The 22,295-nt window shown below is 69.2% G+C and carries 20 protein-coding genes; 9 read left to right on the plus strand and 11 right to left on the minus strand.

The annotated features are described in order from the left end of the window. Nucleotide 1: 1 nt before the first annotated feature. The 8 genes from gyrA to dnaA all read right to left on the minus strand — a co-directional run bounded on the left by gyrA (nucleotide 2) and on the right by dnaA (nucleotide 11,880). Nucleotides 2-2,593: a DNA gyrase subunit A gene (gyrA, locus tag ACYQ1K_RS20085; protein WP_459985091.1), complete on the minus strand. Its 2,592-nt coding sequence runs from the start codon at nucleotides 2,591-2,593 to the stop codon at nucleotides 2-4. A 173-nt stretch (nucleotides 2,594-2,766) separates the two neighbouring features. After that, nucleotides 2,767-4,803, minus strand: coding sequence for a DNA topoisomerase (ATP-hydrolyzing) subunit B (gene gyrB, locus ACYQ1K_RS20090; RefSeq protein WP_459985092.1), 2,037 nt, complete (start codon nucleotides 4,801-4,803; stop codon nucleotides 2,767-2,769). Nucleotides 4,804-5,107: 304 nt separating this feature from the next. Next, nucleotides 5,108-5,668: a DciA family protein gene (locus ACYQ1K_RS20095; protein ID WP_459985033.1), complete on the minus strand. Its 561-nt coding sequence runs from the start codon at nucleotides 5,666-5,668 to the stop codon at nucleotides 5,108-5,110. Then, on the minus strand, nucleotides 5,658-6,827 hold the full coding sequence (recF, locus tag ACYQ1K_RS20100) for a DNA replication/repair protein RecF (RefSeq protein ID WP_459985034.1): 1,170 nt from the start codon (nucleotides 6,825-6,827) through the stop codon (nucleotides 5,658-5,660). The genes ACYQ1K_RS20095 and recF overlap by 11 nt, the downstream gene beginning before the upstream one ends. A 34-nt stretch (nucleotides 6,828-6,861) precedes the next feature. Continuing rightward, nucleotides 6,862-7,512 carry an HAD family hydrolase gene (locus tag ACYQ1K_RS20105; RefSeq protein WP_459985093.1) on the minus strand — a complete coding sequence of 217 codons (651 nt, stop codon included), beginning with the start codon at nucleotides 7,510-7,512 and terminating at the stop codon, nucleotides 6,862-6,864. After that, nucleotides 7,509-8,411, minus strand: coding sequence for a phosphogluconate dehydrogenase (NAD(+)-dependent, decarboxylating) (gene gnd, locus ACYQ1K_RS20110; protein ID WP_459985035.1), 903 nt, complete (start codon nucleotides 8,409-8,411; stop codon nucleotides 7,509-7,511). Before gnd ends, ACYQ1K_RS20105 begins: the two co-directional genes overlap by 4 nt. 98 nt (nucleotides 8,412-8,509) lie before the next feature. Beyond that, nucleotides 8,510-9,643 (minus strand): DNA polymerase III subunit beta, encoded by a 1,134-nt coding sequence (gene dnaN / locus ACYQ1K_RS20115; RefSeq protein ID WP_459985036.1) that lies wholly within the window; start codon nucleotides 9,641-9,643, stop codon nucleotides 8,510-8,512. A 719-nt stretch (nucleotides 9,644-10,362) separates the two neighbouring features. Next, nucleotides 10,363-11,880: a chromosomal replication initiator protein DnaA gene (gene dnaA / locus ACYQ1K_RS20120; RefSeq protein WP_459985037.1), complete on the minus strand. Its 1,518-nt coding sequence runs from the start codon at nucleotides 11,878-11,880 to the stop codon at nucleotides 10,363-10,365. 613 nt (nucleotides 11,881-12,493) lie between these two features. Here dnaA and rpmH point away from each other — a divergent pair. From rpmH to ACYQ1K_RS20160, 8 genes are all read left to right on the plus strand, one after another. Continuing rightward, on the plus strand, nucleotides 12,494-12,631 hold the full coding sequence (gene rpmH, locus ACYQ1K_RS20125; protein ID WP_192679977.1) for a 50S ribosomal protein L34: 138 nt from the start codon (nucleotides 12,494-12,496) through the stop codon (nucleotides 12,629-12,631). Nucleotides 12,632-12,671: 40 nt separating this feature from the next. Continuing rightward, entirely contained in the window at nucleotides 12,672-13,019 is a 348-nt protein-coding gene (gene rnpA / locus ACYQ1K_RS20130) for a ribonuclease P protein component (protein ID WP_459985038.1), read from the plus strand. Next, a complete protein-coding gene (gene yidD / locus ACYQ1K_RS20135) occupies nucleotides 13,016-13,273 on the plus strand; it encodes a membrane protein insertion efficiency factor YidD (RefSeq protein WP_459985039.1) in 258 nt (85 codons plus the stop codon). Before rnpA ends, yidD begins: the two co-directional genes overlap by 4 nt. A gap of 21 nt (nucleotides 13,274-13,294) precedes the next feature. Continuing rightward, nucleotides 13,295-14,263 carry a membrane protein insertase YidC gene (gene yidC, locus ACYQ1K_RS20140; protein WP_459985040.1) on the plus strand — a complete coding sequence of 323 codons (969 nt, stop codon included), beginning with the start codon at nucleotides 13,295-13,297 and terminating at the stop codon, nucleotides 14,261-14,263. Further along, nucleotides 14,260-14,760, plus strand: a complete 501-nt coding sequence (locus ACYQ1K_RS20145) for a Jag family protein (RefSeq protein WP_459985041.1) — start codon at nucleotides 14,260-14,262, stop codon at nucleotides 14,758-14,760. The genes yidC and ACYQ1K_RS20145 overlap by 4 nt, the downstream gene beginning before the upstream one ends. Nucleotides 14,761-14,915: 155 nt before the next feature. Beyond that, nucleotides 14,916-15,599, plus strand: a complete 684-nt coding sequence (gene rsmG, locus ACYQ1K_RS20150) for a 16S rRNA (guanine(527)-N(7))-methyltransferase RsmG (protein WP_459985042.1) — start codon at nucleotides 14,916-14,918, stop codon at nucleotides 15,597-15,599. Nucleotides 15,600-15,712: 113 nt separating this feature from the next. Then, a complete protein-coding gene (locus tag ACYQ1K_RS20155) occupies nucleotides 15,713-16,696 on the plus strand; it encodes a ParA family protein (RefSeq protein WP_459985043.1) in 984 nt (327 codons plus the stop codon). Next, a complete protein-coding gene (locus ACYQ1K_RS20160) occupies nucleotides 16,693-17,700 on the plus strand; it encodes a ParB/RepB/Spo0J family partition protein (protein ID WP_459985044.1) in 1,008 nt (335 codons plus the stop codon). The genes ACYQ1K_RS20155 and ACYQ1K_RS20160 overlap by 4 nt, the downstream gene beginning before the upstream one ends. A gap of 920 nt (nucleotides 17,701-18,620) precedes the next feature. Here the strand turns inward: ACYQ1K_RS20160 and ACYQ1K_RS20165 are convergent. After that, the gene (locus ACYQ1K_RS20165; protein ID WP_459985045.1) at nucleotides 18,621-19,943 is read right to left on the minus strand and encodes an aminotransferase-like domain-containing protein; all 1,323 of its coding nucleotides are present in this window, start codon (nucleotides 19,941-19,943) and stop codon (nucleotides 18,621-18,623) included. A gap of 89 nt (nucleotides 19,944-20,032) precedes the next feature. Between ACYQ1K_RS20165 and ACYQ1K_RS20170 the strand changes: the two genes are divergently transcribed. Beyond that, a complete protein-coding gene (locus tag ACYQ1K_RS20170) occupies nucleotides 20,033-20,710 on the plus strand; it encodes a GNAT family N-acetyltransferase (RefSeq protein WP_459985046.1) in 678 nt (225 codons plus the stop codon). Nucleotides 20,711-20,849: 139 nt separating this feature from the next. Here the strand turns inward: ACYQ1K_RS20170 and trxA are convergent, their stop codons facing one another. Next, entirely contained in the window at nucleotides 20,850-21,182 is a 333-nt protein-coding gene (gene trxA, locus ACYQ1K_RS20175; protein WP_459985047.1) for a thioredoxin, read from the minus strand. Nucleotides 21,183-21,274: 92 nt separating this feature from the next. After that, entirely contained in the window at nucleotides 21,275-22,279 is a 1,005-nt protein-coding gene (trxB, locus tag ACYQ1K_RS20180; protein WP_459985048.1) for a thioredoxin-disulfide reductase, read from the minus strand. Nucleotides 22,280-22,295 lie beyond the last annotated feature (16 nt).

The following is a 22,295-nucleotide window of genomic DNA, read 5'->3' on the forward strand; positions in this document are numbered from 1 at the left end:
CTTACTCCTCCGTGTCGTCGGCTATCTCAGCCGCACCAGCGGCGTCGGCCGCTTCGATTGTTGCATCTGCGTCCACATTCGCCTCAGGCGCGGAGCCCGGCTCGAGCGGACCGTCGGCCGCTGCGGCGGCCAGCTCCTCCTCGAGCTCGTCCTCACGAGCCTCGACCGAGCGGGCCACCACTGCGACCGAGTCACCGTTCTTTGGCGAGACGAACTTCACGCCCATGGTCGAACGCCCCTTGGCCGGGAAGTCCTCGTCGATGGGTGAGCGGACGACCTGACCGTTCGTGGTGATCGACAGGATCTCGTCGCCGTCCTTGACGATGAACGCGCCCACAAGGTTGCCACGCTTCTCGTCCGTCAGCTGCATCGCGCGCACCCCGAGCCCACCACGGTTGGTGATCCGATACTCCGAGATCCTCGACCGCTTGGCGAACCCGCCGTCGGTGATGGTGAAGACGTACTGCACGTCCTCGTCGGACTCCTCGTGCGCCACATCGGCCGCCCGGATGATCGACATCGAGAGCACCGAGTCGCCCTCGCGGAACTTCATGCCGGTGACGCCCGAGGTCGCCCGGCCCATCGGCCGAAGCTGGTCGTCATCCGCCACGAACCGGACAGCCTGGCCCTTGCGGGAGACCAGCAGGATGTGGTCGTCGGGGTTGACCAGCTCGGCGCCGACGAGCTCGTCGTCGTCCTCCCGGAAGTTGATCGCAATGACGCCGGCCTGACGCGGCGAGTTGTAATCGGCGAGCCGCGTCTTCTTCACCAGGCCGGCCCTGGTGGCCAGGACGAGGTACGGCGCCTGCTCGTAGTCGCGGATCGCCAGCACCTGGGCGATCGACTCGTCGGGCTGGAACGAGAGCAGCCCCGCGACGTGACCGCCCTTGGCGTCACGTGCGGCCTCGGGGAGGTTGTAGGCCTTCGTGCGGTAGACCCGGCCGGCCGTCGTGAAGAACAGCAGCCAGTGGTGGTTGGTCGTCGCGATGAAGTGCTCCACCACGTCGTCACCGCGCAGCGTCGCGCCACGCACGCCCTTGCCGCCGCGCTTCTGCGAGCGGTATTGATCCGCGCGGGTCCGCTTGGCGTAGCCACCCCGCGTGATCGAGACGACCAGCTCCTCGTCGGGGATGAGGTCTTCCATGGAGAGGTCCCCGTCGGCGGCGATGAACTGGCTGCGCCGGTCGTCGCCGAACCGCTCCACGATGTCGTCGAGCTCCTCGGCGATGATCGAGCGCTGGCGCCCGACGTTGGCGAGGATGTCCTTGAGGTCGGCGATCTCGATCTCGATCTCGGCCAGCTGGTCGATGATGCGCTGGCGCTCGAGGGCGGCCAGGCGGCGCAGCTGCATGTCGAGGATCGCGTTGGCCTGCAGCTCGTCGATGTCGAGGAGCTCGATGAGGCCGCGCCGGGCGTCGTCGACCTCCGGCGAACGCCGGATGAGCGCGATGACCTCGTCGAGCATGTCGAGGGCCTTGACGAGACCGCGCAGGATGTGGGCGCGCTCCTCGGCCTTGCGCAGGCGGAACTCGGTCCGGCGCCGGATGACGTCGAGCTGGTGGGCCACCCAGTTGGAGATGAACTGGTCGATCGACAGGGTCCGCGGCACCCCGTCGACCAGCGCCAGCATGTTGGCGCTGAAGTTGGTCTGCAGCTCGGTGTGCTTCAGCAGGTTGTTGAGCACGACCCGGGCGACCGCGTCGCGCTTGAGCACGACGACCAGGCGCTGACCGGTGCGCGACGAGGTGTCGTCGCGCACGTCGGCGATGCCCTGGACCCGGCCGGAGTCGGCCAGCTCGGCGATCTTCAGCGCCAGGTTGTCCGGGTTGACCATGTAGGGCAGCTCGGTGACGACCAGGCACGTGCGGCCCCGGTTGTCCTCGTCCACCTCGATGACCGCGCGCTGGGTGATCGAGCCCCGGCCGGTCCGGTAGGCCTGCTCGATGCCACTGCGGCCCACGATCAGCGCGCCGTTGGGGAAGTCGGGACCCTTGATCCGCTCGATGAGCGCGTCCTGCAGCTCCTCGCGGGTGGCGTCGGGGTGCTCGAGCGCCCACTTGGCGCCCTCGGCGACCTCACGCAGGTTGTGCGGCGGGATGTTGGTCGCCATGCCGACCGCGATGCCGGCCGAGCCGTTGACCAGCAGGTTCGGGAACCGCGCCGGCAGGATCGTCGGCTCCTGCGAGCGGCCGTCGTAGTTGGGCTGGAAGTCGACGGTGTCCTCGTCGATGTCGCGCACCATCTCCATGGCGAGCGGCGCCATCCGGCACTCGGTGTATCGCATGGCCGCGGCGGGGTCGTTGCCCGGCGAGCCGAAGTTGCCCTGCCCGTTGATGAGCGGGTTGCGCATCACCCATGGCTGGGCGAGGCGCACGAGGGTGTCGTAGATCGCCGAGTCGCCGTGCGGGTGGTACTGACCCATGACGTCGCCGACCACGCGCGAGCACTTCGAGAAGCCGCGGTCGGGGCGGTAGCCCCCGTCGTACATCGCGTAGAGCACGCGGCGGTGCACCGGCTTGAGCCCGTCACGGACGTCGGGCAGCGCACGGCCGACGATGACCGCCATCGCGTAGTCGATGTAGGAGCGCTGCATCGAGGTCTGCAGCTCGATGGGCTCGACGCGGCCGCCGGGGCCGCCCTCGGTGGGAGTCTCAGTCATACGCTTCTACTCGCTCGCTGTGGTCATGCGGTCGTCAGCTGATCTCTGGGTGGTGAGCCGACGCAAGCGGGTCCTCGCTGCGGTCCGTTTGCGTGCTCACCCGCGGGCTAGATGTCCAAGAAGCGGACATCCTTCGCGTTGCGCTGGATGAAGGAGCGGCGCTGGTCGACGTCCTCACCCATGAGGATCGAGAAGATCTCGTCGGCGTGCGCCGCGTCGTCGAGCGTGACCTGGAGCATCAGGCGCTGCGACGGGTCCATCGTGGTCTCCCACAGCTCGTCGGCGTTCATCTCGCCCAGACCCTTGTAGCGCTGGACCGGATTCTCCTTCGGCAGCTTCTTGCCCTGCTCGATGCCGTCGCGCATGAGCGCGTCGCGCTCCGCGTCGGAGTAGACGAACTCGTGCTCGTGGGGCTTGTTCCACCGCAGCCGGTAGAGCGGCGGCTGCGCCATGTAGACGTAGCCCTCCTTGATCAGCTGCGGCATGAAGCGGAACAGCAGCGTCAGCAGGAGCGTGTTGATGTGGTGGCCGTCGACGTCGGCGTCGGCCATCAGCACGATCTTGTGGTAGCGCAGCTTGGCGATGTCGAACTCGTCGTGCACGCCGGTGCCCAGCGCCGAGATGATCGACTGGACCTCCTGGTTGGCGAGCACCTTGTCGAGGCGCGCCTTCTCGACGTTGAGGATCTTGCCGCGGATCGGGAGGATCGCCTGGATGCGCGGGTCCCGGCCCGACTTGGCTGAGCCGCCCGCCGAGTCGCCCTCGACGATGAAGATCTCGCACTCGTCGGGGTTGTTGGACTGGCAGTCGGCCAGCTTGCCGGGGAGGGCGCCGTTGCCGAGCAGGCCCTTGCGGTTGCGGGCGAGGTCGCGCGCCTTGCGGGCGGCGATGCGGGCGGTCGCCGCGGCCTGGGCCTTGCGGATGACCTCCTTGCCCTCGCCCGGGTTCTGCTCCAGCCAGGCGCCGAGCTGGTCGTTGACGACCGACTGGGTGAAGCCCTTCGCCTCGGTGTTGCCGAGCTTGGCCTTCGTCTGGCCCTCGAACTGCGGCTCGCCGATCTTGAGGCTGATGATCGCGGTGAGGCCCTCGCGGATGTCGTCGCCCGTGAGGCGGTCCTCCTTCTTCTTGATCAGGCCCCACTCCTCGCCCCAGCGGTTCATCAGGCTGGTGAGCGCGGCGCGGAAGCCCTCCTCGTGCGTGCCGCCCTCGGGGGTGTTGATCGTGTTCGCGAAGGTGTGGACCGCCTCGTTGTACGACGACGCCTGCCACTGCATCGCCAGCTCGAGGCTCATCGGGTTGGGCGCCTTGCCGTCCGTCTCCGCCTCGAAGTGGATCACCGGGGAGACCGGCGTCTTGCGCTTGTTCAGGTATTCGACGTAGTCGGCCAGCCCGTTGTCGTACTTGAAGATCTGCTCGAGGATCTTGTGGCCGTCGGCGTCGGTGGCGTGCACCTCCGAGGCGACCTCGCTCTCGACCGACGTCTCGTCGGCGACGGCCTCGGCGATCTCCTCGGTCTCGGGCCGCTCGTCGCGCAGGACGATCTTGAGGCCCTTGTTGAGGAACGCCATCTCGCGGAAGCGGGTCGAGATCGTCTCGAGGTTGTACTCAGTCGTCTCGAAGATGTCGTCCGACGCCCACCAGGTCACCTTCGTGCCGGTGCGCTCGCCCTCCTCGAGGGGGCGGACCTGGCGCAGCGGGTAGTCGGGGACGCCGCTCGAGAAGTCCTGCTCCCAGAGGAAGCCGCGGTTCTTGACCTCGAGCCGCAGATGCGTGGAGAGCGCGTTCACCACCGACGAGCCGACGCCGTGCAGGCCGCCGGAGACCTTGTAGCCGCCCCCGCCGAACTTGCCGCCCGCGTGCAGGACCGTCAGCGCGAGGGTCGCCGCCGGCAGCTCCTGCCCCGGCGCTGTGTCGGTCGGGATGCCGCGGCCGTTGTCCTCGACGCTGACCGAGCCGTCGGGGTTCAGCGTGACCAGGATGGTGTCGCAGTAGCCGGCCAGCGCCTCGTCCACGGCGTTGTCGACGATCTCCCAGATGAGGTGGTGGAGACCGCGGACGCCGGTGGAGCCGATGTACATACCCGGGCGCTTGCGGACGGCCTCGAGGCCCTCGAGGACCTGGATCGACGATGCGTCGTACTCCATCCCCACGGGGGTGGAGGAGGTGGGCTGCTCGGGAGTTGCCTCCTGTGTCGGCTGGGACTGCGTGTCGGCGGTCTCGTCGGCTTCGCTCACACGCCGATATTACCGTCTGGAGGCCCCGAACCCACGCTCCCGTCCCCCAGGAGGCAGGCGTCTGTGGATGAAATGTGCCCCGTGACGTGCCAGAACCGGCGTTGCGCGGCCCGATCAGGGGGCCGGATGGGTCCCTGTACGGTCGCGCGGCCCGCAGATCGCCAGATTCGGCCCGCGGATCCGCGTCGGCGGGACGACGCGGCGGGACTCGGTCTCACCCGTAGGTGTCGCGCGGCCCGCGCCCGTCCCGAGAGGACAGTCGACCCTTCCGCCACGACGGCCCGTGCGGGCCGAGCACCTCGATCGCGGTGACCGTGCCGTGGCCGAGCTCCTCGTTGAGACGGCGTACGACGGTCGGTGCCAGCAGGCGCAGCTGGGTCGCCCAGGCGGTGGAGTCGGTCCGCACGACCAGGCGGCCGTCGGCGAACGACTCCGGTGTCGCGTGGTCGGCGATCTCGGCGCCGACCAGCTCGCCCCAGCGGCCGAAGACGCCGTGGACGCGCAGGTCGAGCTCCCAGCCGTGGTCGGCGACCAATCGGCCGAGGGTCGCATCGAGGAGCTGGGGGTCGCGGTCGTCGGGGTGGCTGCCGCTGACGCGGCCCCGTGTGGCCCCGTCGGACAGGCGCTGGTCGGGGCGGCGGCGCCGCACCTTCCGCGTCGAGGCGCCGGCCGTGGCCTTCATCAGCGCTCGCGCCAGCTCCAGGCCATCGGCGGGCGGAGCGTCGTCGGGCGCCTGACCCTCCGCCTCACGCGGCGCGTCGTCCTCACTCCTCACGGGTCACCTCCCCGCCCGCAACGCGGTAGCGCACGCCGCGCAGCACCTCGGGGACGTCGGCTCCGACCGCGGCGGTGACGAGCACCTGCTCGGCGTCGGCGACGAGGGTGGCCAGCTGGTCGCGGCGCTCGCTGTCGAGCTCGGCGAAGACGTCGTCGAGGATGAGGATGGGGTCGTCGCCGTCGGCGCGGAGCAGGTCGTACGACGCCAGCCGCAGCGCCAGCGCGAAGGACCAAGACTCACCGTGCGACGCATACCCCTTCACCGGGAGGTGGCTCCTGCGCTCCGGGTCCTCGGGCGCAGGCGCGCCGGCGCCGATGGTGAGCAGCAGGTCGTCGCGGTGCGGACCGACCAGCGAGACCGCCCGGTCCAGCTCGTCGCGCTGCCGACGGGCGAGCTCGGCGTGGATCGCCTTCTCGAGCTCGGCCTGCGTGGTCGCGCCCTCGAGGTCGAACGACGGCCGGTAGGCGATCTCCGCGTCGTCGCGAGACGCGCCGCGGGCCACCGTCTCGTAGGCCTTGCCGATGTAGGGCCGCAGCGCCTCGGTGAGCGCCAGCCGCTCGGCGAGGATCTCCGCGCCGGTCCGCGCGAGCTGGTCGTCCCACACCGCCAATGTCGAGAGCAGCGATTCCTGTCCCCCGCGGCCGGCGGCGCGACCGGACTTCAGCAGCGAGTTGCGCTGCTTGAGCACCCGCTCGTAGTCGGCTCGCGCACCGGCGAGGCGCGGCGTACGCAGGACCATGAGGTCGTCGAGGAAGCGCCGCCGCTCGCTCGGGTCCCCCTTGACCAGGGCGAGGTCCTCCGGCGAGAAGACGACGGTGCGGACGAGGCCGACCAGCTCGCGGGTGCGTGGGAGCGGGGAGCGGTTGATGCGGGCACGGTTGGCGCGGCCGGGGTTGATCTCGACCTCGAGGACGGCGGTGCGGCCGTCCTTCACGACCGCCGCGCGCACGACCGCCTGGTCGGCGCCCGCGCGCACGAGGGGCGCGTCGGAGGCGACGCGGTGAGACTGCAGCCGGGAGAGGTAGTCGATCGCCTCCACCAGGTTGGTCTTGCCCTGGCCGTTGAGGCCGACGAACGCCGTCGCGCCCGGCTCGAGGGCCACCTCGGCGCTGTCGTAGGACCGGAAGTCGTGGAGGGTGAGGTGCGAGACGTGCACGACCCCTCCTCTCCGAACGTCCTGTGAGAGAACTCTAGGCGGAGGTGGGGACGACTCCGTGGTCGGCCAACATCTTCTCGAGCAGGTCGTGGCCGTCGGCCAGATGCCAGTGAATTCCGGCCATGCCGGCCTCGCGCGCACCGTCGACGTTGGGCTCGACGTCGTCGACGAACACGACCGTGCTCGGGTCCGTGCCGATCAGCTGCGCCGCCGTGCGGAAGTACGCCGGATCGGGCTTGGCCAGCCGCAGCTCGGCCGAGTAGCAGGAGACGTCGAAGAGGTTGTCGTACCCGAGCTCGGTGCGCATGTATGCCGCCCGCCGCAGGCTCTGGTTCGTGCCGAGATGGACGCCGTAGCCGGCCGCGCGGAGCCGTCGCACGAGGTCGAGGCTGCGTGGCACCGGCTCGATGTGGTGCCACACCGACTCGAAGACCTCCTCGGCCGGGGCGTCGACGCCGTAGCTGTCGAGGAACTCCGCGAGGATGTCGACCGGGTCGCGCTCGCCGCGGATGGCCGGCTTCTCCGCCTCGAACATCTCGGCGAGGAAGTCGCTGGCGCGGACGCCGAGCCACTGCTCGAACGCGGTCTCCCACCCACCCGGCCGGTGCTGGAGGACGCCGTCGGCGTCGAACAGGACGTGGCGGATGCTGCCGTGCTGGTTTCTCCCGCGCAGCAGGGCGCTCAGGCCTCCGACTCCGAGATGACGGCGTGGCCGCCGAACCCGTTGCGCATCGCGGCGATGGCCTTCATCGCGACGTCGTCCTCCTGGCGGGAGACGAAGCGGGCGAACAGCGACGCCGAGATCGCCGGCATCGGCACGGCGTTGTCGATCGCCGCCTGGACGGTCCAGCGTCCCTCGCCGGAGTCGTCGGCGTACCCCCGGATCTTGTCCAGGTGCTCGTCGGCCCGGAGCTGGTCGACCAGCAGGTCGAGCAGCCAGGAGCGGACCACGGTGCCGGTGCGCCAGGAGGCGAAGATCTCGGGCACGTTCTGGACGATGTCGACCTTGTCGAGCAGCTCCCAACCCTCGGCGTAGGCCTGCATCATCGCGTACTCGATGCCGTTGTGGACCATCTTCGCGAAGTGCCCGGCGCCGGGCGTCTCGCCGCAGTGGACCAGGCCGTCCTCGGTGTGGTCGGGCTTGAGCGTCTTGAGCGCGGGCATGACCTTCTCGGCGTCGGTCGTCTTGCCGCCGTACATCAGCGCGTAGCCGTTCTGCAGGCCCCACACGCCGCCGGAGACGCCGCAGTCGACGAAGCCGATGCCCTTCTCCGCCAGCGACGCGGCGTTGATCGCGTCGTCGGTGTACTTGCTGTTGCCGCCGTCGACCACCAGGTCGCCCTCGGTGAGCAGGTCCTTGAGCTCGGTGATCGTCGAGTGGGTCGGGTCGCCGGCGGGCACCATGACCCACACCACGGTGGGTCCGTCGCCCTGCTTGCGGAGCTGGTCGACCATGTCGGCCAGGCTGGTCGAGTCGGAGAGATCCTGGTTGCGGTCGTAGCCGATGACGGTGTGGCCGTCGTTGCGCAGACGAGCGCGCATGTTGCCGCCCATCTTGCCGAGGCCGACGAGTCCGATGTGCATGGCGCTCCTCTCGCGGGTGGTCCCGCTCCAGACTAGACGCTGGACAGGCCGCGACGGCCTGCCCGCTCAACCGCTCCTGTGCCCACTCGGGGCGTGGTTCAGGACAGGAGCCGGCGCGGCATCAGCAGGTAGCGGAACCCCGGGTCGGCGTCGGGCGCCGAGCCGCTGATCACGACCGGCTTCGAGGCCTGGGTGAACGCCAGCTCGACCGTGCCCTGGTCGATCGCGGTGAGGCCGTCGAGGAGGAACTGCGGGTTGAAGCCCGTGGTGAGGTCCTCGCCCTGGATGTCGGCCTCGATCGACTCCGACGCCTGAGCCTCGTCGCCTGAGCCGGCGTCGAGGGTCAGCACGCCGTCGGAGAACTTCAGCTGGACGGCGGTGTTGCGCTCGGCGACGAGCGAGACGCGCTTGACCGACTCGACCAGGGCGGCCTTGTCGACGAGCGCCTTGGTGAGGTGCTCGTTGGGGAAGAGGCTGCGGACCTTGGGGAACTCGCCGTCGAGGAGACGGGTCGTCGTGCGCCGTACGCCGCCCGCGGCCGCGCCCTCGAAGCCGATGATGCCCTCGCCCGCGCCGCCGGCCGACAGCGCGATGGTGACCTCGCTGCCGCTGGTCAGCGACTTGGCGGTGTCCGCGAGCACCTTCGCCGGCACCAGGGCCGCGAGCGTCTCGTCGGGCGTGGTGGGCGACCACTCGAGCTCACGGATGGAGAGCCGGAAGCGGTCGGTGGCCAGGAGCGAGATGGCGGAGCCGTCGATCTCGAGCCGTACGCCGGTCAGCACCGGCAGCATGTCGTCGCGGCCGGCTGCGGTGACGGCCTGAGCGACCGCGTGAGCGAAGACGTCGCTCTTCACGGTGCCCGCGGCGGTCGGCATGTCCGGCAGCGTCGGGTAGTCCTCGACCGGCATCGTCTGCAGGCTGAAGCGCGCGGACCCGCAGGTGAGGCTGGCGCGGGCACCGTCGAGGGTCAGCTCGACCGGCTTGGCCGGGAGGCTGCGGACGATGTCGGCGAGGAGCCGCCCGCTCACGAGCGCCTTGCCCTCGTCGGAGACCTCGGCCGAGAGCGTGGCGCGTGCCGACGTCTCGTAGTCGAAGGTCGACAGCACCAGACCCTCGTCGCTCGCCTCGATCAGGAGCCCGGACAGGACAGGCGTGCTCGGCCGGACGGGAAGGCTGCGGGCAGCCCAGGCGACGGCATCCGCGAACACGTCGCGGTCGACGCGGAACTTCACGATGGGTGGTCCTTCTTGCTCGGGCGGGGGCGGGCTGAGACGTAGGGACCTGAATCCTGCCATGTCCGGCGCGTGGTCGGCACGCGCGGGTGAGGTCGAACGACAGGCTCGTCGGCGTCGCCGAGCTCGCTTGTCGGGTGGTTGTCCCCAGGAAAGGGGCGTCGTGGGTTTTCACGAGCAATCGAGCCGGATGTAGTTCCGAGGGAGTCATAGGGTCGGTGGAAACTGTGGAGAACTCGCGTCCTGGCTGGTCGTGTGGAGGGATCGTCGCTCACAGCGCCTGTGGAGGCTGCCGTGGAGACGCGAGGGTCCGTGTGGGCGGCGGCCGACGCCGTTGATGAACGACACCGCTCGTCCTCAGATCCTCCCCGTGTAATTCGGGGCGTTCGGGGGTGGAATTACACAGGGCTGGCGTCCGCGCCTGGGTTTCGTCGGTCGAGGCTGGGGTGGGTGGGTCTCGATACGCTCGCTGGCGCTCGCTACTCGACCGACGGTTTCGGTTCGCTGGTCGATGAGCCCGAGCCCCTGGGCGAGGGCGTGTGTGTTCGCTGGTCGAGTAGCCCGAGCCCCTGGGCGAGGGCGTGTGTGTTCGCTGGTCGAGTAGCCCGAGCCCCTGGGCGAGGGCGTATCGAGACCCTCAGGACGCCCCTCGGACGCCACGAGGCCCCACGAGCAGCGCTCGTGGGGCCTCAGCAGGTCGGTGAAGGCGACGGAACGCCTCAGGTCTGCCGGGCCTGCAGCTTGACGCGGTTGGTGAGCTCGCTGACCTGGTTGAAGACGGCGCGGCGCTCGGCGAGGAGCTGGTTGATCTTCCGCTCGGCGTACATCACCGTCGTGTGGTCCCGGTTGCCGAATTGTGCGCCGATCTTGGGCAGGGAGAGGTCGGTGAGCTCGCGGCACAGATACATGGCGATCTGACGGGCCATGACGAGGTGGCGGCCGCGGGAGGGTCCGGTGAGCTCGTCGATGGAGAGCCCGAAGTACGCCGCCGTCTGGGCGATGATGAGGCCGGCGGTGATCTCCGGCTCGCCGCCTTCGGGGATGAGGTCCTTCAGGACGATCTCGGCCAGGGTCATGTCGACCTCTTGGCGGTTGAGGTTCGCAAAGGCGGTCACACGGATGAGCGCGCCTTCCAGCTCGCGGATGTTGGTCTGGATCTTGGTCGCGATGAACTCGAGCACGTCCGGCGGCGCGGTCAGGCGGTCCATCGCGGCCTTCTTGCGCAGGATCGCGATGCGCGTCTCGACGTCGGGCGGCTGGACGTCGGTGATGAGGCCCCACTCGAACCGGTTGCGCAGCCGGTCCTCGAGGGCCTCGAGCCGCTTCGGCGCGCGGTCGGACGTCAGCACGATCTGCTTGTTCGCGTTGTGAAGGGTGTTGAAGGTGTGGAAGAACTCCTCCTGGGTCTGGGTCTTGCCCTCCAAGAACTGGATGTCGTCGATGAGGAGCACGTCGACGTCGCGGTAGCGCCGCTTGAAGCGGTCCTGCCGGTCGTCGCGGATCGCGTTGATGAACTCGTTGGTGAACTCCTCCGAGCTCACGTAGCGCACCTTCGCCCCGTTGTAGAGGCTGCGGACGTAGTGGCCGATCGCGTGGAGCAGGTGGGTCTTGCCGAGGCCGGACTCGCCGTAGACGAGAAGCGGGTTGTAGGCCTTGCCCGGCGCCTCGCTCACGGCGACGGCCGCGGCGTGCGGGAAGCGGTTGGACGACCCGATGACGAAGGTCTCGAAGGTGTACTTCGGGTTGAGGCGCGTCTCGAGCGCACTGGGACGTGGGTCGGCTCCGTTCGAGCGCAGGTCCGGGGCCATTGTCGACATATCGACTTGGTGACTTGACGGCAAAGCGACAACGTCGGCGGACGGCGTCGGTGGCGTCATCGGCGTCACGGTGGCCAGCGGGCTCATCGGCATGGACGGCGGCGCTGCGTCGACCTCGAGCTCGGGATTCACGGTGACGGCGATGCGGACCTCGCGCGCGAGCTGTCCGCTCAGGGCGTCCTCGAGGTCCTTGCGCAGTGCTCCCTCGAGGCGGTTGCGCGTGAAGTCGTTGGGGACGGCGATGATCGCGGTGTCTCCGTGGATCGCGACCGGGTGGCTCGTGCGCACCCAGGCCTGCTGGCTCGGCTGGAGACCGAGCACGACGGCCGTCCAGGCCGCCTCCAGAGCCGTCGCACCGGGGTCCTCCGCGCCTCGGTAGGCCCCTGTCACTGCGGGCTCCGGCGCTGACGAGTCGTCCACGTGGATCAGCCTTCCCTGTGAGGTGTCTCGGACGCCCGTTCGACGGCCGCGGTCAGTCGTGCCTGTGCTGGTCTCCACAAGTTTGTCCACAGGCTGTGAACCCGGCTCGCGAGGTGTGGACCGAGCCGGACCGAGACACGGCGCCGATGCTGATCCCCGAGCGTCTCCGCAGGTCAGAGACGCATCCGAGTACTCTTGCGACTGCTCCCCCCGCGGAAGCGCCCGAGGGTCCACGGCGACGGCAGGGAACCTCGGTACCAGAGGAACGTAACCCCCGCCGCGTGGTCGGAGCAACATGTTGTCCACAGGCCGTGACGATCGTCCCGAGGGTCCCGTCCAAGGGGGCTATGGGGACACTCTGCGGGAGTTTGACCCTGTCACTTCGCACCGCGTACCGTTGGCCGGTCGCCGGTAGCAGAAAATGTGCGTCGACCGACGCCGCATGTCCACGGAATCCGGAGCTCTCGGGCTCGACCGCGGGCGGGCGGTGCCAGCCGACCGGGTCGATCCTCGGTGCCTCTCCCTCGCTTGTCGAGGCGGGGCACAGTGGATCACGGTGCTGCCGACTGTTGCCGGGCGACACGCCAAGAGCCGATCCACCGAAGGAAATCTCGTGAGCAAGCGTACGTACCAGCCGAACAACCGTCGTCGCGCGAAGACGCACGGCTTCCGCCTGCGCATGCGCACCCGCGCCGGACGGGCGATCCTCGCGGCGCGCCGCCGCAAGGGCCGCAAGGACCTGGCCGTCTGAGTCCGTCCCGGCCTCTGCTGACCGCGGCGTCGGCCCGGCTGTGCTGGATCGTGCCCATCGGCTCACCGACGCCACGGGCTTCGCGTCGGCGGTGCGCCGTGGGCGCCGCTCCGGAAGCCGGACCCTGGTCGTCCACCTCGAGACACCGTCAGGTGACGAAGGTGTGCGCATCGGGTTCGTGGTCAGCAAGGCGGTCGGGCCGGCGGTGACCCGCAACCGTGTGAAGCGGCGACTTCGACACCTGGCCCGGGAGCAGCTCTCCAGCTCGGAGACGCGGCTCCCGGGCTCTGCTGTGCTCGTCGTACGCGCGCTTCCCGCCTCCGCGGACGCCAGCTATGCGGAACTCGCCACGGACCTGGCTCGTTGCCTCGAGCGGGTGACCTCGTGATCGATCCACTGAAGCTCGTGCTCATCGGCCTCATCCGGGCGTATCGGCTGTTGATCAGTCCGCTCTACGGTCAGGTGTGCCGGTATCACCCGAGCTGCTCGGCGTACGCGTTGGAGGCGGTGCAGGTGCATGGCAGTCTTCGGGGCACCTGGTTGGCGGTGCGCCGCGTCGGGCGTTGTCATCCCTGGGCCGCCGGCGGCTACGACCCGGTCCCCCCTCGATCCTCTCGCGTGCGCACGCGCACGACCCACTGACCCCGTTAGGAGCCCGACCCCGTGGGCAATCTGCTGACCACCATCGGCACCCCGCTCTACTACGCCATCTCGGCGATCTGGCTGGCCTGGCACCGCCTCTTCGACCTCGTCCCGGGTATCTCCTCGGGCTGGTCGTGGACGCTCGCCATCATCGGCCTGACGGTCACGATCCGAGCGATGCTGATCCCGCTGTTCGTCAAGCAGATCAAGTCCAGCCGCAACATGCAGCTCATCCAGCCGAAGGTCAAGGAGCTGCAGAAGAAGTACGGCCACGACCGGGAGCGTCTCGCGCAGGAGACGATGAAGCTCTACAAGGAGACGGGGACCAACCCGTTCGCCTCGTGCCTGCCGCTGATTCTGCAGATGCCGATCTTCCTGGCGCTGTTCCACCTGCTCAACAACGCGGCGAAGGGGAACCCCAAGGGCTTCCTCACGCAGGCCGACGTGGACGAGATCAAGCACGCCGAGATCTTCGGTGCGAACATCTCCGAGTCGCTGACGCACCACACGACCACGAACGTCGTGGTGCTCGCGATCATCCTGGTGGTGGCCATGACGGCGACGACCTTCACCACGCAGCGTCAGCTGATGAGCAAGAACATGCCGGTCGACGCGATGAGCGGGCCGTACGCCCAGCAGCAGAAGATGCTGCTCTACGTTCTCCCCGTCGTCTTCGCCGTCGGCGGCATCGCGTTCCCGATCGGCCTGATGATCTACTGGACGACGTCGAACATCTGGACCATGGCGCAGCAGTTCTACGTCATCCGCAACAACCCGGCGCCCGGCACGCCCGCGGCGAAGGCCAAGGAGGAGCGCGACCGCGCCAAGGCCGCGCGCCATGGCGGGGCCGTCGCGCTCGAGGCTCCGGCGGCGACCGAGACCGTCGAGGAGACGCGGCCCTCCCAGCGCCAGCAGCCCAAGCGGCAGTCGCGCGAGCAGCGCAAGCAGTCTTCCCGCCCCACCCAGCAGAAGAAGGACGACAACGCATGACCGAGGAGACCAACGCGGCCGGCGCCCACGACGAGGATCGCGTGAAGCAGCTGGAGCAGGAGGGCGACATCGCGGCGGACTACCTCGAGGAGCTCCTCGACATCGCGGACCTCGACGGCGATCTCGACATGGACGTGGAGGGCGACCGCGCCGCCGTGTCGATCGTCGGCGCCGACCTCTCCCAGCTGGTGGGCCGCGACGGCGAGGTGCTCGACGCACTGCAGGAGCTCACGCGCCTTGCTGTCTACCGCGAGACCGGTGAGCGCTCCCGTCTGATGCTGGACATCTCCGGCTTCCGCGCCGACAAGCGGGCCGCACTCGAGAAGGTGGCATCGGAGACCGTCGCGAAGGTCAAGGAGTCGGGTGCTCCGGTGGCGTTGGACCCGATGTCGCCGTTCGAGCGCAAGGTGGTCCACGACGTCGTCTCAGCCGCCGGGCTGACCTCTTCCTCCGAGGGCGTGGAGCCCCGCCGCTACGTGGTCGTTCAGCCCGCCTAGCGGGCTCGTGGAGTGCAGATGTCCGTGCTTGCCGTCTCTCTCGACGGGCGCTGCCTGCGGCGCTTGTTTCACGTGAAACTCCGGGCACGATGACTGAGAGCCGCGAAGGGCTGTCACCCTCCCCTCCGCCGGATGCCCCGGCGGCTGCGGGGAGGGTGTTTACCGTTGAGAGAGTCGTGCTCGCCGAGCGGTACGCCTCGTGGCTCGCTGACGCGGGCGTCGTCCGCGGTCTCATCGGGCCGCGTGAGGTCCCCCGTCTCTGGGATCGACACATCCTCAACTGCGCGGTGCTGGCAGAGGCGATACCTGACGGGGCGTCGGTGGCCGACATCGGCTCGGGTGCCGGCCTGCCCGGGGTCGTGCTGGCGATCGCTCGCGCCGACCTGACGGTGACGCTGGTGGAGCCGCTCCTGAGGCGTACGACGTTCCTGGAGGAGGTCGTCGCCGACCTGGAGCTCGACAACGTAGAGGTCGTCCGGGGTCGCGCCGACGACCTTCATGGCCGCCGGGTGTTCGATGTGGTGACCTCGCGGGCGGTGGCGCCGTTGGAGCGCCTGTTGACGTGGTCGATGCCGCTCGTCGCGCCTGGCGGTGCGCTGGTGGCGATGAAGGGGTCGTCTGTGGTCGCGGAGGTCAAGGAGGCGGCGCCCGTGCTGGCTCGCCTCGGCTGTGCCGAGCCGGTCGTCACCGAGTTGGGCGTCGGGTTGGTGGACACCACGACTGTCTGTCTGCGAGTGGCTTGGGCCGATCCGTCGCAGGTATCTTTGCCGTCTGCTCGGCGGCCGGCGGCGTCGACGAAGAAGAAGCGGCGACAACCGGATCGTAGGGGGAACGCGTGACACAGGGCGAGCAGCGCGTGCAGGTGGCTGATGGGTTTTCCACCGCTGGAGACCGTGCCTCTGAGCGTGATTCTCCACAGGATCTCGATGGTTCTCCACAGGAAGGCTCCGAGATGAGTGGCGATGTTTCACGTGAAACGGGCCGTGCGGCGTACCAGGTGAAGACGGCCGCTGAGCTCGCGGAGCAGGCCACGGCGTTGGCTGACCACGAGACTCCCCTCGCGCGCGCCGCCGAGAACAGCGTGTTGGCGCGCCTCAGCTCCCAGAGTCGGCCCGCAGTCCCCCGGCCCGCCTCCACGCGCATCTTCGTGGTCGCGAACCAGAAGGGCGGCGTCGGCAAGACGACGTCCACGGTCAACATCGCCGCGGCTCTCGCACAGCTGGGCCAGCGCGTGCTCGTCATCGATCTGGACCCGCAGGGCAACGCCTCCACCGCGCTGAGCGTCGACCACTTCCAGGGGACGCCGGGCACCTACGAGCTGCTCGTCGACGGCACTCCCCTGCAGGACGTGGTGGTGCCCTCCCCTGAGCTGCCTGGGCTCGACGTCGTGCCGGCCACGATCGACCTCGCCGGTGCGGAGATCGAGCTGGTGAGCATCGTGGCTCGTGAGAGCCGGCTCGAGCGCGCGCTGCGGGCGCACCCCCGGGTGGGTGGCGAGAGTACCGCGGGCGAGGACCGCTGGGACTACGTGCTCATCGACTGTCCCCCGTCGCTCGGCCTCCTGACCATCAACGCGCTGGTCGCCGGCGCAGAGCTGCTGATCCCGATCCAGGCGGAGTACTACGCGCTCGAAGGGCTCGGCCAGCTCCTCAAGACCGTGGACATGGTCCGCGCGCACCTCAACCCCGATCTCGCGGTGTCGACCATCCTCATCACCATGTTCGACGCGCGCACGCGGCTGGCCGCCGGTGTCGCCGAAGAGGTCAAGTCGCACTTCGGCGACCAGGTGCTGCGCACCTACATCCCGCGCTCCGTGCGGGTGTCGGAGGCGCCGTCGTACGGGCAGACCGTGATGACCTACGACCCGGGCTCGCCAGGCGCTCTGAGCTACCTCGAAGCGGCGCGTGAGATCGCCTCGAAGGGGCTCGCCTCATGAACAAGCCCATCGCGAAGCGGGGGCTCGGACGAGGCCTCGGATCGCTCATACCGACGGCCCCTCCTGTCAACCATGACGTCCGTCATCCGGACTTTGCCCCAGAATCGACGAACAGCGAGGGGGTGGACCTGAGGTCCACCGAACCCGCGAACGGCTCTCAGATCGAAGATTCGCCTCTGAAGGCCGTCAATGGGGCCTATTTCGCTGAGATTCCCGTCTCGAGCATCACACCCAACGCCGTCAACCCGCGGCAGGTGTTCGACGAGGATGCGATGGCCGAACTGGTCGACTCCATCACTCAGGTGGGCCTCCTCCAGCCCGTCGTCGTGCGCAAGCGGGCTGATGATGACTATGAGCTCGTCATGGGCGAGCGTCGTTGGCGCGCGACGCAGCAGGCAGGGCTCGAGACGATCCCCGCGATCGTCCGCGAGACCGACGACACAGCGATGCTGCGTGATGCGCTGCTCGAGAACCTCCACCGCGCACAGCTCAACCCGCTCGAGGAGGCCTCGGCCTACCAGCAGCTGCTGGAGGACTTCGAGTGCACGCATGAGGAGCTGGCCACCAGGATCGGTCGCTCGCGTCCGCAGATCAGCAACACGATCCGCCTGCTGCGCCTCTCCCCCGCTGTCCAGCGACGGGTGGCTGCCGGTGTGCTCTCCGCCGGTCACGCACGGTCCCTGCTGGCGGTCGACGACGCCGAGGTGCAGGACCGGCTCGCGCAGCGGGTCGTCGCCGAGGGGATCAGCGTCCGGGCACTCGAGGAGATCGTCGCGATCGGCGAGACGGGCGAGAAGCGAGCTCCACGTGCAACGCGCGCGAAGCCGGTCGCTCCTGGGCTGGAGGAGATCTCCGACCGACTCGGTGACCGTCTCGAGACGCGCGTCAAGGTGGACCTGGGCCGCAGCAAGGGCAAGGTCACCATCGAGTTCGCGACGCTGGAGGATCTGCGCAGGATCGTCGACGTGATTGATCCCCGGAACCGGAGCGACAGGCCGATCTAGCGGATCGCGGGTCGCGTCGGTCGGCGTCCGGCGGTTTTGGTCGTCGTGGGTCGCGGCCCAGGGTCGGCCCCGGGGTCCGCGTGGGGTCGGCGTGGGGTCGGCGTAGGGTCGGCTTGGGCCCGGTGTGGGTGGGCGTGCATCGCCGTCGATCGCCGTAGGTCTGTGTCGGTCTGTGTCGGTCGGCATGGGTCGTCGACGACTGTTCGTGACACCGTCCGACTGAGACGTGGGGCCAAGCCGGCCCGCGGTGGCTCGGGAGCGGTTGAGGGAAGTGGCTGTCGCTTCGTTTCTTTGTCGATAAAGCCATACATCGCTCTTGGCGGACGGGTGCTGTCGAGTCCTACGGCGCGGCCCGGCGGCGGTAGGCGGCTGCTTGCGCGTGTGTCGCGACCAGCCGTATGTCGCCTGAACTGACTTATCTCTCAATCGGTTTGTCGACAAACCGACTCAGCGGCGGAGAGTCGGCGGCAAGGCCGGTGGGGCCAGCCATCTGCGCCTGCTCGGCAGCACACCCTCATCGGACCGCGTGGACCCGGGGTTGGGCACAAGGGCGTTAGGTGTTTTGGACTGTCAGGTCACAGTCAACTGACTGTGACCTGGAAGTGGTCCAGTTCATTGGTGACGCCGCCGCGCCGGCCGGGACCCGAGCATCTGCGTCCGGTCAGGGGTGGGTGGGTGAGGTGTGGGCCAGGTCGGCGGGGGGTTCGTGAACCTGTGCGCCCGGGTCGGCACGCAGGGCGCGAACAGCTGAGCCGTGTCGGCGCAGGCTGCGAACAGTGGCCCGGGCCAGCGCCCGTCGCGACCATCTGCGCCCGGTCGACGCGCACGGCGCGGGCAGTTGCGCCCGGTCGGCGTGCACGGTGCGACCATCTGCGTCCGGTCGGCGTGCAGGGGGCGGGCATTTGCGTCTGGTCGGCGGCTCAGCGCACGTCGGTGCCGGGGTTGTCCAGACCGGCCCCGAGCCGGAGCTCGCGGGCGTCACCGAACGTGTCGAGGAGCTCCAGCTCGGCTTCGACGACGCCGGCGAGGCGGCGTACGCCCTCCCGGATCCGCTCGGGCGTCGGATAGCAGTAGGACAGCCGCATCGCCGCCGACCCGAAGCCGTCGGCGAAGAAGGCGGTCCCGGGCACGTAGGCCACGCGCGCCGTGACGGCTCGGGGCAGCATCGCCTTGGCGTTGACGCCCGGAGGGAGGGTGAGCCAGACGTAGAAGCCACCGTCCGGCACGTTCCACCGCACGGAGGCGGGCATGAGGTCCGTCAGGGCGGCGATCATGGCATCGCGACGCTCGCGGTACATCTCGCGGAACTGCTTGATCTGGCCCTGCCAGTCGTGCGCGGCGAGATACGCCGAGATCGCCATCTGGCTGAACTGAGGCGGACACAGCGTCGCGCTCTCCTGCGCGAGCACGAGCTTCTCGCGGACCGTGTGAGGCGCGAGCGCCCAGCCCACGCGGAAGCCGGGCGCGAAGGTCTTCGAGAACGAGCCGAGGTAGATGATGTTGTCGCTCTGCAGCGACCGCATCGCCGGCAGAGGGTCGTGGTCGAAGCCGAGCAGCCCGTACGGGTTGTCCTCCAGGATGAGGATGCCCTCGGCCGCGCAGATCTCGACGATCTCGTGGCGTCGCTCGAGCGAGAGCGTCACGCCGGCGGGATTGTGGAAGTTCGGGATCGTGTAGAGGAACTTGATCGTCTTGCCGGCGGCCCTCGTGGCGCGGATGGCGTCGCGCAGCGCCTGCGGCACCAGCCCGTCGGAGTCCATCTCCGCGTGCACGACCTCGCACTCATAGCTCTTGAAGACGCCGAGAGCACCGACGTAGGACGGCGCCTCGCAGATGACGACGTCACCCGGATCGCAGAACACGCGGGTGACCAGGTCCACGGCCTGCTGCGAACCCACCGTGACGACCAGGTCGTCGGCGTCCGCACGGATGCCCTCCAACCGCATCACCGCGCAGATCTGCTCGCGCAGCTCCGGGAACCCTTGGCCCGAGCCGTACTGCATCGCCACCGGCCCCTGCGCGGCCACCAGCTCGGCGATCGCGCCGCCGACCACGTCGAGGGGCAGCCCCGAGATGTTCGGCATCCCGCCGGCGAGCGAGACCACCTCGGGGCGCGACGCCACAGCGAAGAGTGCTCGGATCTCGGAGGCGGTCATTCCTGCCGTGCGGGCTGCGTACCGGTCGACGTAAGGGTCGAGGACTGACGGATGACGCGAGGGCCCGGACGATGGCAGGGTTTCCATGATCCTCCTAGCATGGATGATGAGCCCAGGGCGCGTACACCGGTCTTGACCGATGGTCGCGTCACACCCGTGCGAGGTCAGGAGGCGTCGTGTCGCGCAGGGTCGCCCCGCTGACGCTGGACAGCTTCGAAGAGGTGCGGGCGCCGTGCCGCACGTGCCTGTTCTGGGAGCTCGACCCGGTACGCCGCATGCAGGTGTGCGACGGCGAGGAGGCCGACGAGAAGGACGCGTGGCTGTCGGGCGTGCTCCGTGACTGGGGCTCGTGCGGACGTGTGGTGCTCGTGGACGACGAACCCGTCGGCTACGTCATCTACGCGCCGGAGGCGTTCGTCCCCGGCGCTGCCAGCTTCCCCACGGCGCCGGTCTCCTCCGACGCCGTGCTGCTGACGACCGCCTGGATCCACCCCGACCACCGTGGCGGCGGGCTGGGCCGCATCCTCATCCAGGGGATGGCGCGCGACCTCATCCAGCGAGGTGGCATCCGTGCGGTCGAGGCCTTCGGGGACCGAGGACCGATGAGCGGCGTCCACGGGAGCCGGTGCGCCGCGCCGGAGCAGTTCCTGGCACGCGTCGGCTTCAAGACCTACCGCGCACACCCGACCGCGCCGCGCCTGCGGATGGACCTCAAGAGCGCACTGCGGTGGCGGGAGGAGGTCGAGGGGGCGCTGGAGCGGCTCATCGGCGTCGTACGACCCAAGCACCCCGCGCCCAAGGCGACCCGTGCGGGTCTGCGCTCGCTGCGCTCCCGCACTCCAGGGAGCTCATGACGACGCACCGGCCCGGCCCTGGGACGTCATGCGGACGGAGCAACCGCTTCCACCGTCCGCATGACGCTACGCGGAGCAGATCCTCAGAGACACCACTGCCCCAGCACCATGAGGTGCTGGGGCAGTCGACGGAGTCTCGTCAGGCGTTGATGAACTCGGAGAGCTCGTTGAGGATCGCGGCCTTCGGGCGGGCGCCGACGATCGACTTCACGACCTCGCCGCCCTTGTACACGTTGATGGTCGGGATGCCGGTGACGCGGTAGTTCGACGGGGTGACGGGGTTCTCGTCGACGTTCATCTTCACGAACGTCACCTTGTCGCCGTGCTCGCCGGCGATCTCGTCGAGGATCGGGGCGACCTGCTTGCACGGCCCGCACCACTCCGCCCAGAAGTCCACGAGGACGGGCTTGTCGGACTTGAGGACCGTGCTGTCGAACTCGGCGTCGGTCACGGCGGTGATGTTGTCAGCCACAGGGGCCACCCTTCGGTATGAAAGTGAACGAAACGTCTGATGGAGGAACCTACGGGGCGCCTCGGACATTCCCGAGGCGCCTCGCGGCCGGGTCAGGCCTGAGCGAAGGCCGCGTCGACCTCGGCGGCCTCAGCGGCCCGGTGAGTCGCGCCCTGCTCGTGCTCGAGGAGGGCGAGGAAGCGCTCGGCGTCCAGCGCGGCCGCACACCCGGAGCCGGCGGCCGTGACGGCCTGGCGGTAGGTGTGGTCGACCAGGTCGCCGGCGGCGAAGACGCCGCGGAGGTTGGTCGCGGTCGAGTCGGTGTGGGTGAGCACGTAGCCCTCCGCGTCGAGGTCGACCTGGCCGGCGACGAGCTCGGAGCGCGGCTCGTGCCCGATCGCGATGAACAGGCCGGTCGCGGGCAGGTCGCGGGTCTCCCCGGTCACGGTGTCCTTCAGCGTGACCGACTCGAGCCGGTCGGCGCCGTTGATGGACTCCACGACGCTGTTCCACTCGATCTCGAGCTTGGGGTCGGCGAAGGCACGCTCCTGCATGATCTTGGAGGCGCGCAGCTCGCCGCGACGCACGATGAGGGAGACCTTCGAGCCGAAGCGGGTGAGGAAGGTGGCCTCCTCCACGGCCGAGTCTCCGCCGCCCACGACGGCGATGTGCTGCTCGCGGAAGAAGAACCCGTCGCAGGTGGCACACCAGGAGACGCCCTTGCCCGAGAGGGTGTCCTCGTGGGGCAGACCGAGCTTCTTGTAGCCGGAGCCCATCGCGAGGATGACGGCCTTCGCGTAGAACGTGCCCCCGTAGGTGACGACCCTCTTGATCTCACCGGTCAGGTCGACCTCGATGACGTCGTCCGCGACCAGCTCGGCGCCGAACCGCTCGGCCTGCGCACGCATGTTCTCCATGAGCTCGGGGCCCATGATGCCGTCGCGGAAGCCGGGGAAGTTCTCCACCTCGGTCGTGTTCATCAGCGCGCCGCCGGCCGTCACGGAGCCCTCGAACACGAGGGGCGCGAGGGACGCGCGGGCGGCATACACCGCCGCCGTGTAGCCGGCGGGTCCGGACCCGATGATGATGACGTTGCGGGGCTCGGTCTGGTCGGTCATTGCTCTCCTCGGTTGG

Source organism: Nocardioides sp. AN3, assembly GCF_054653495.1.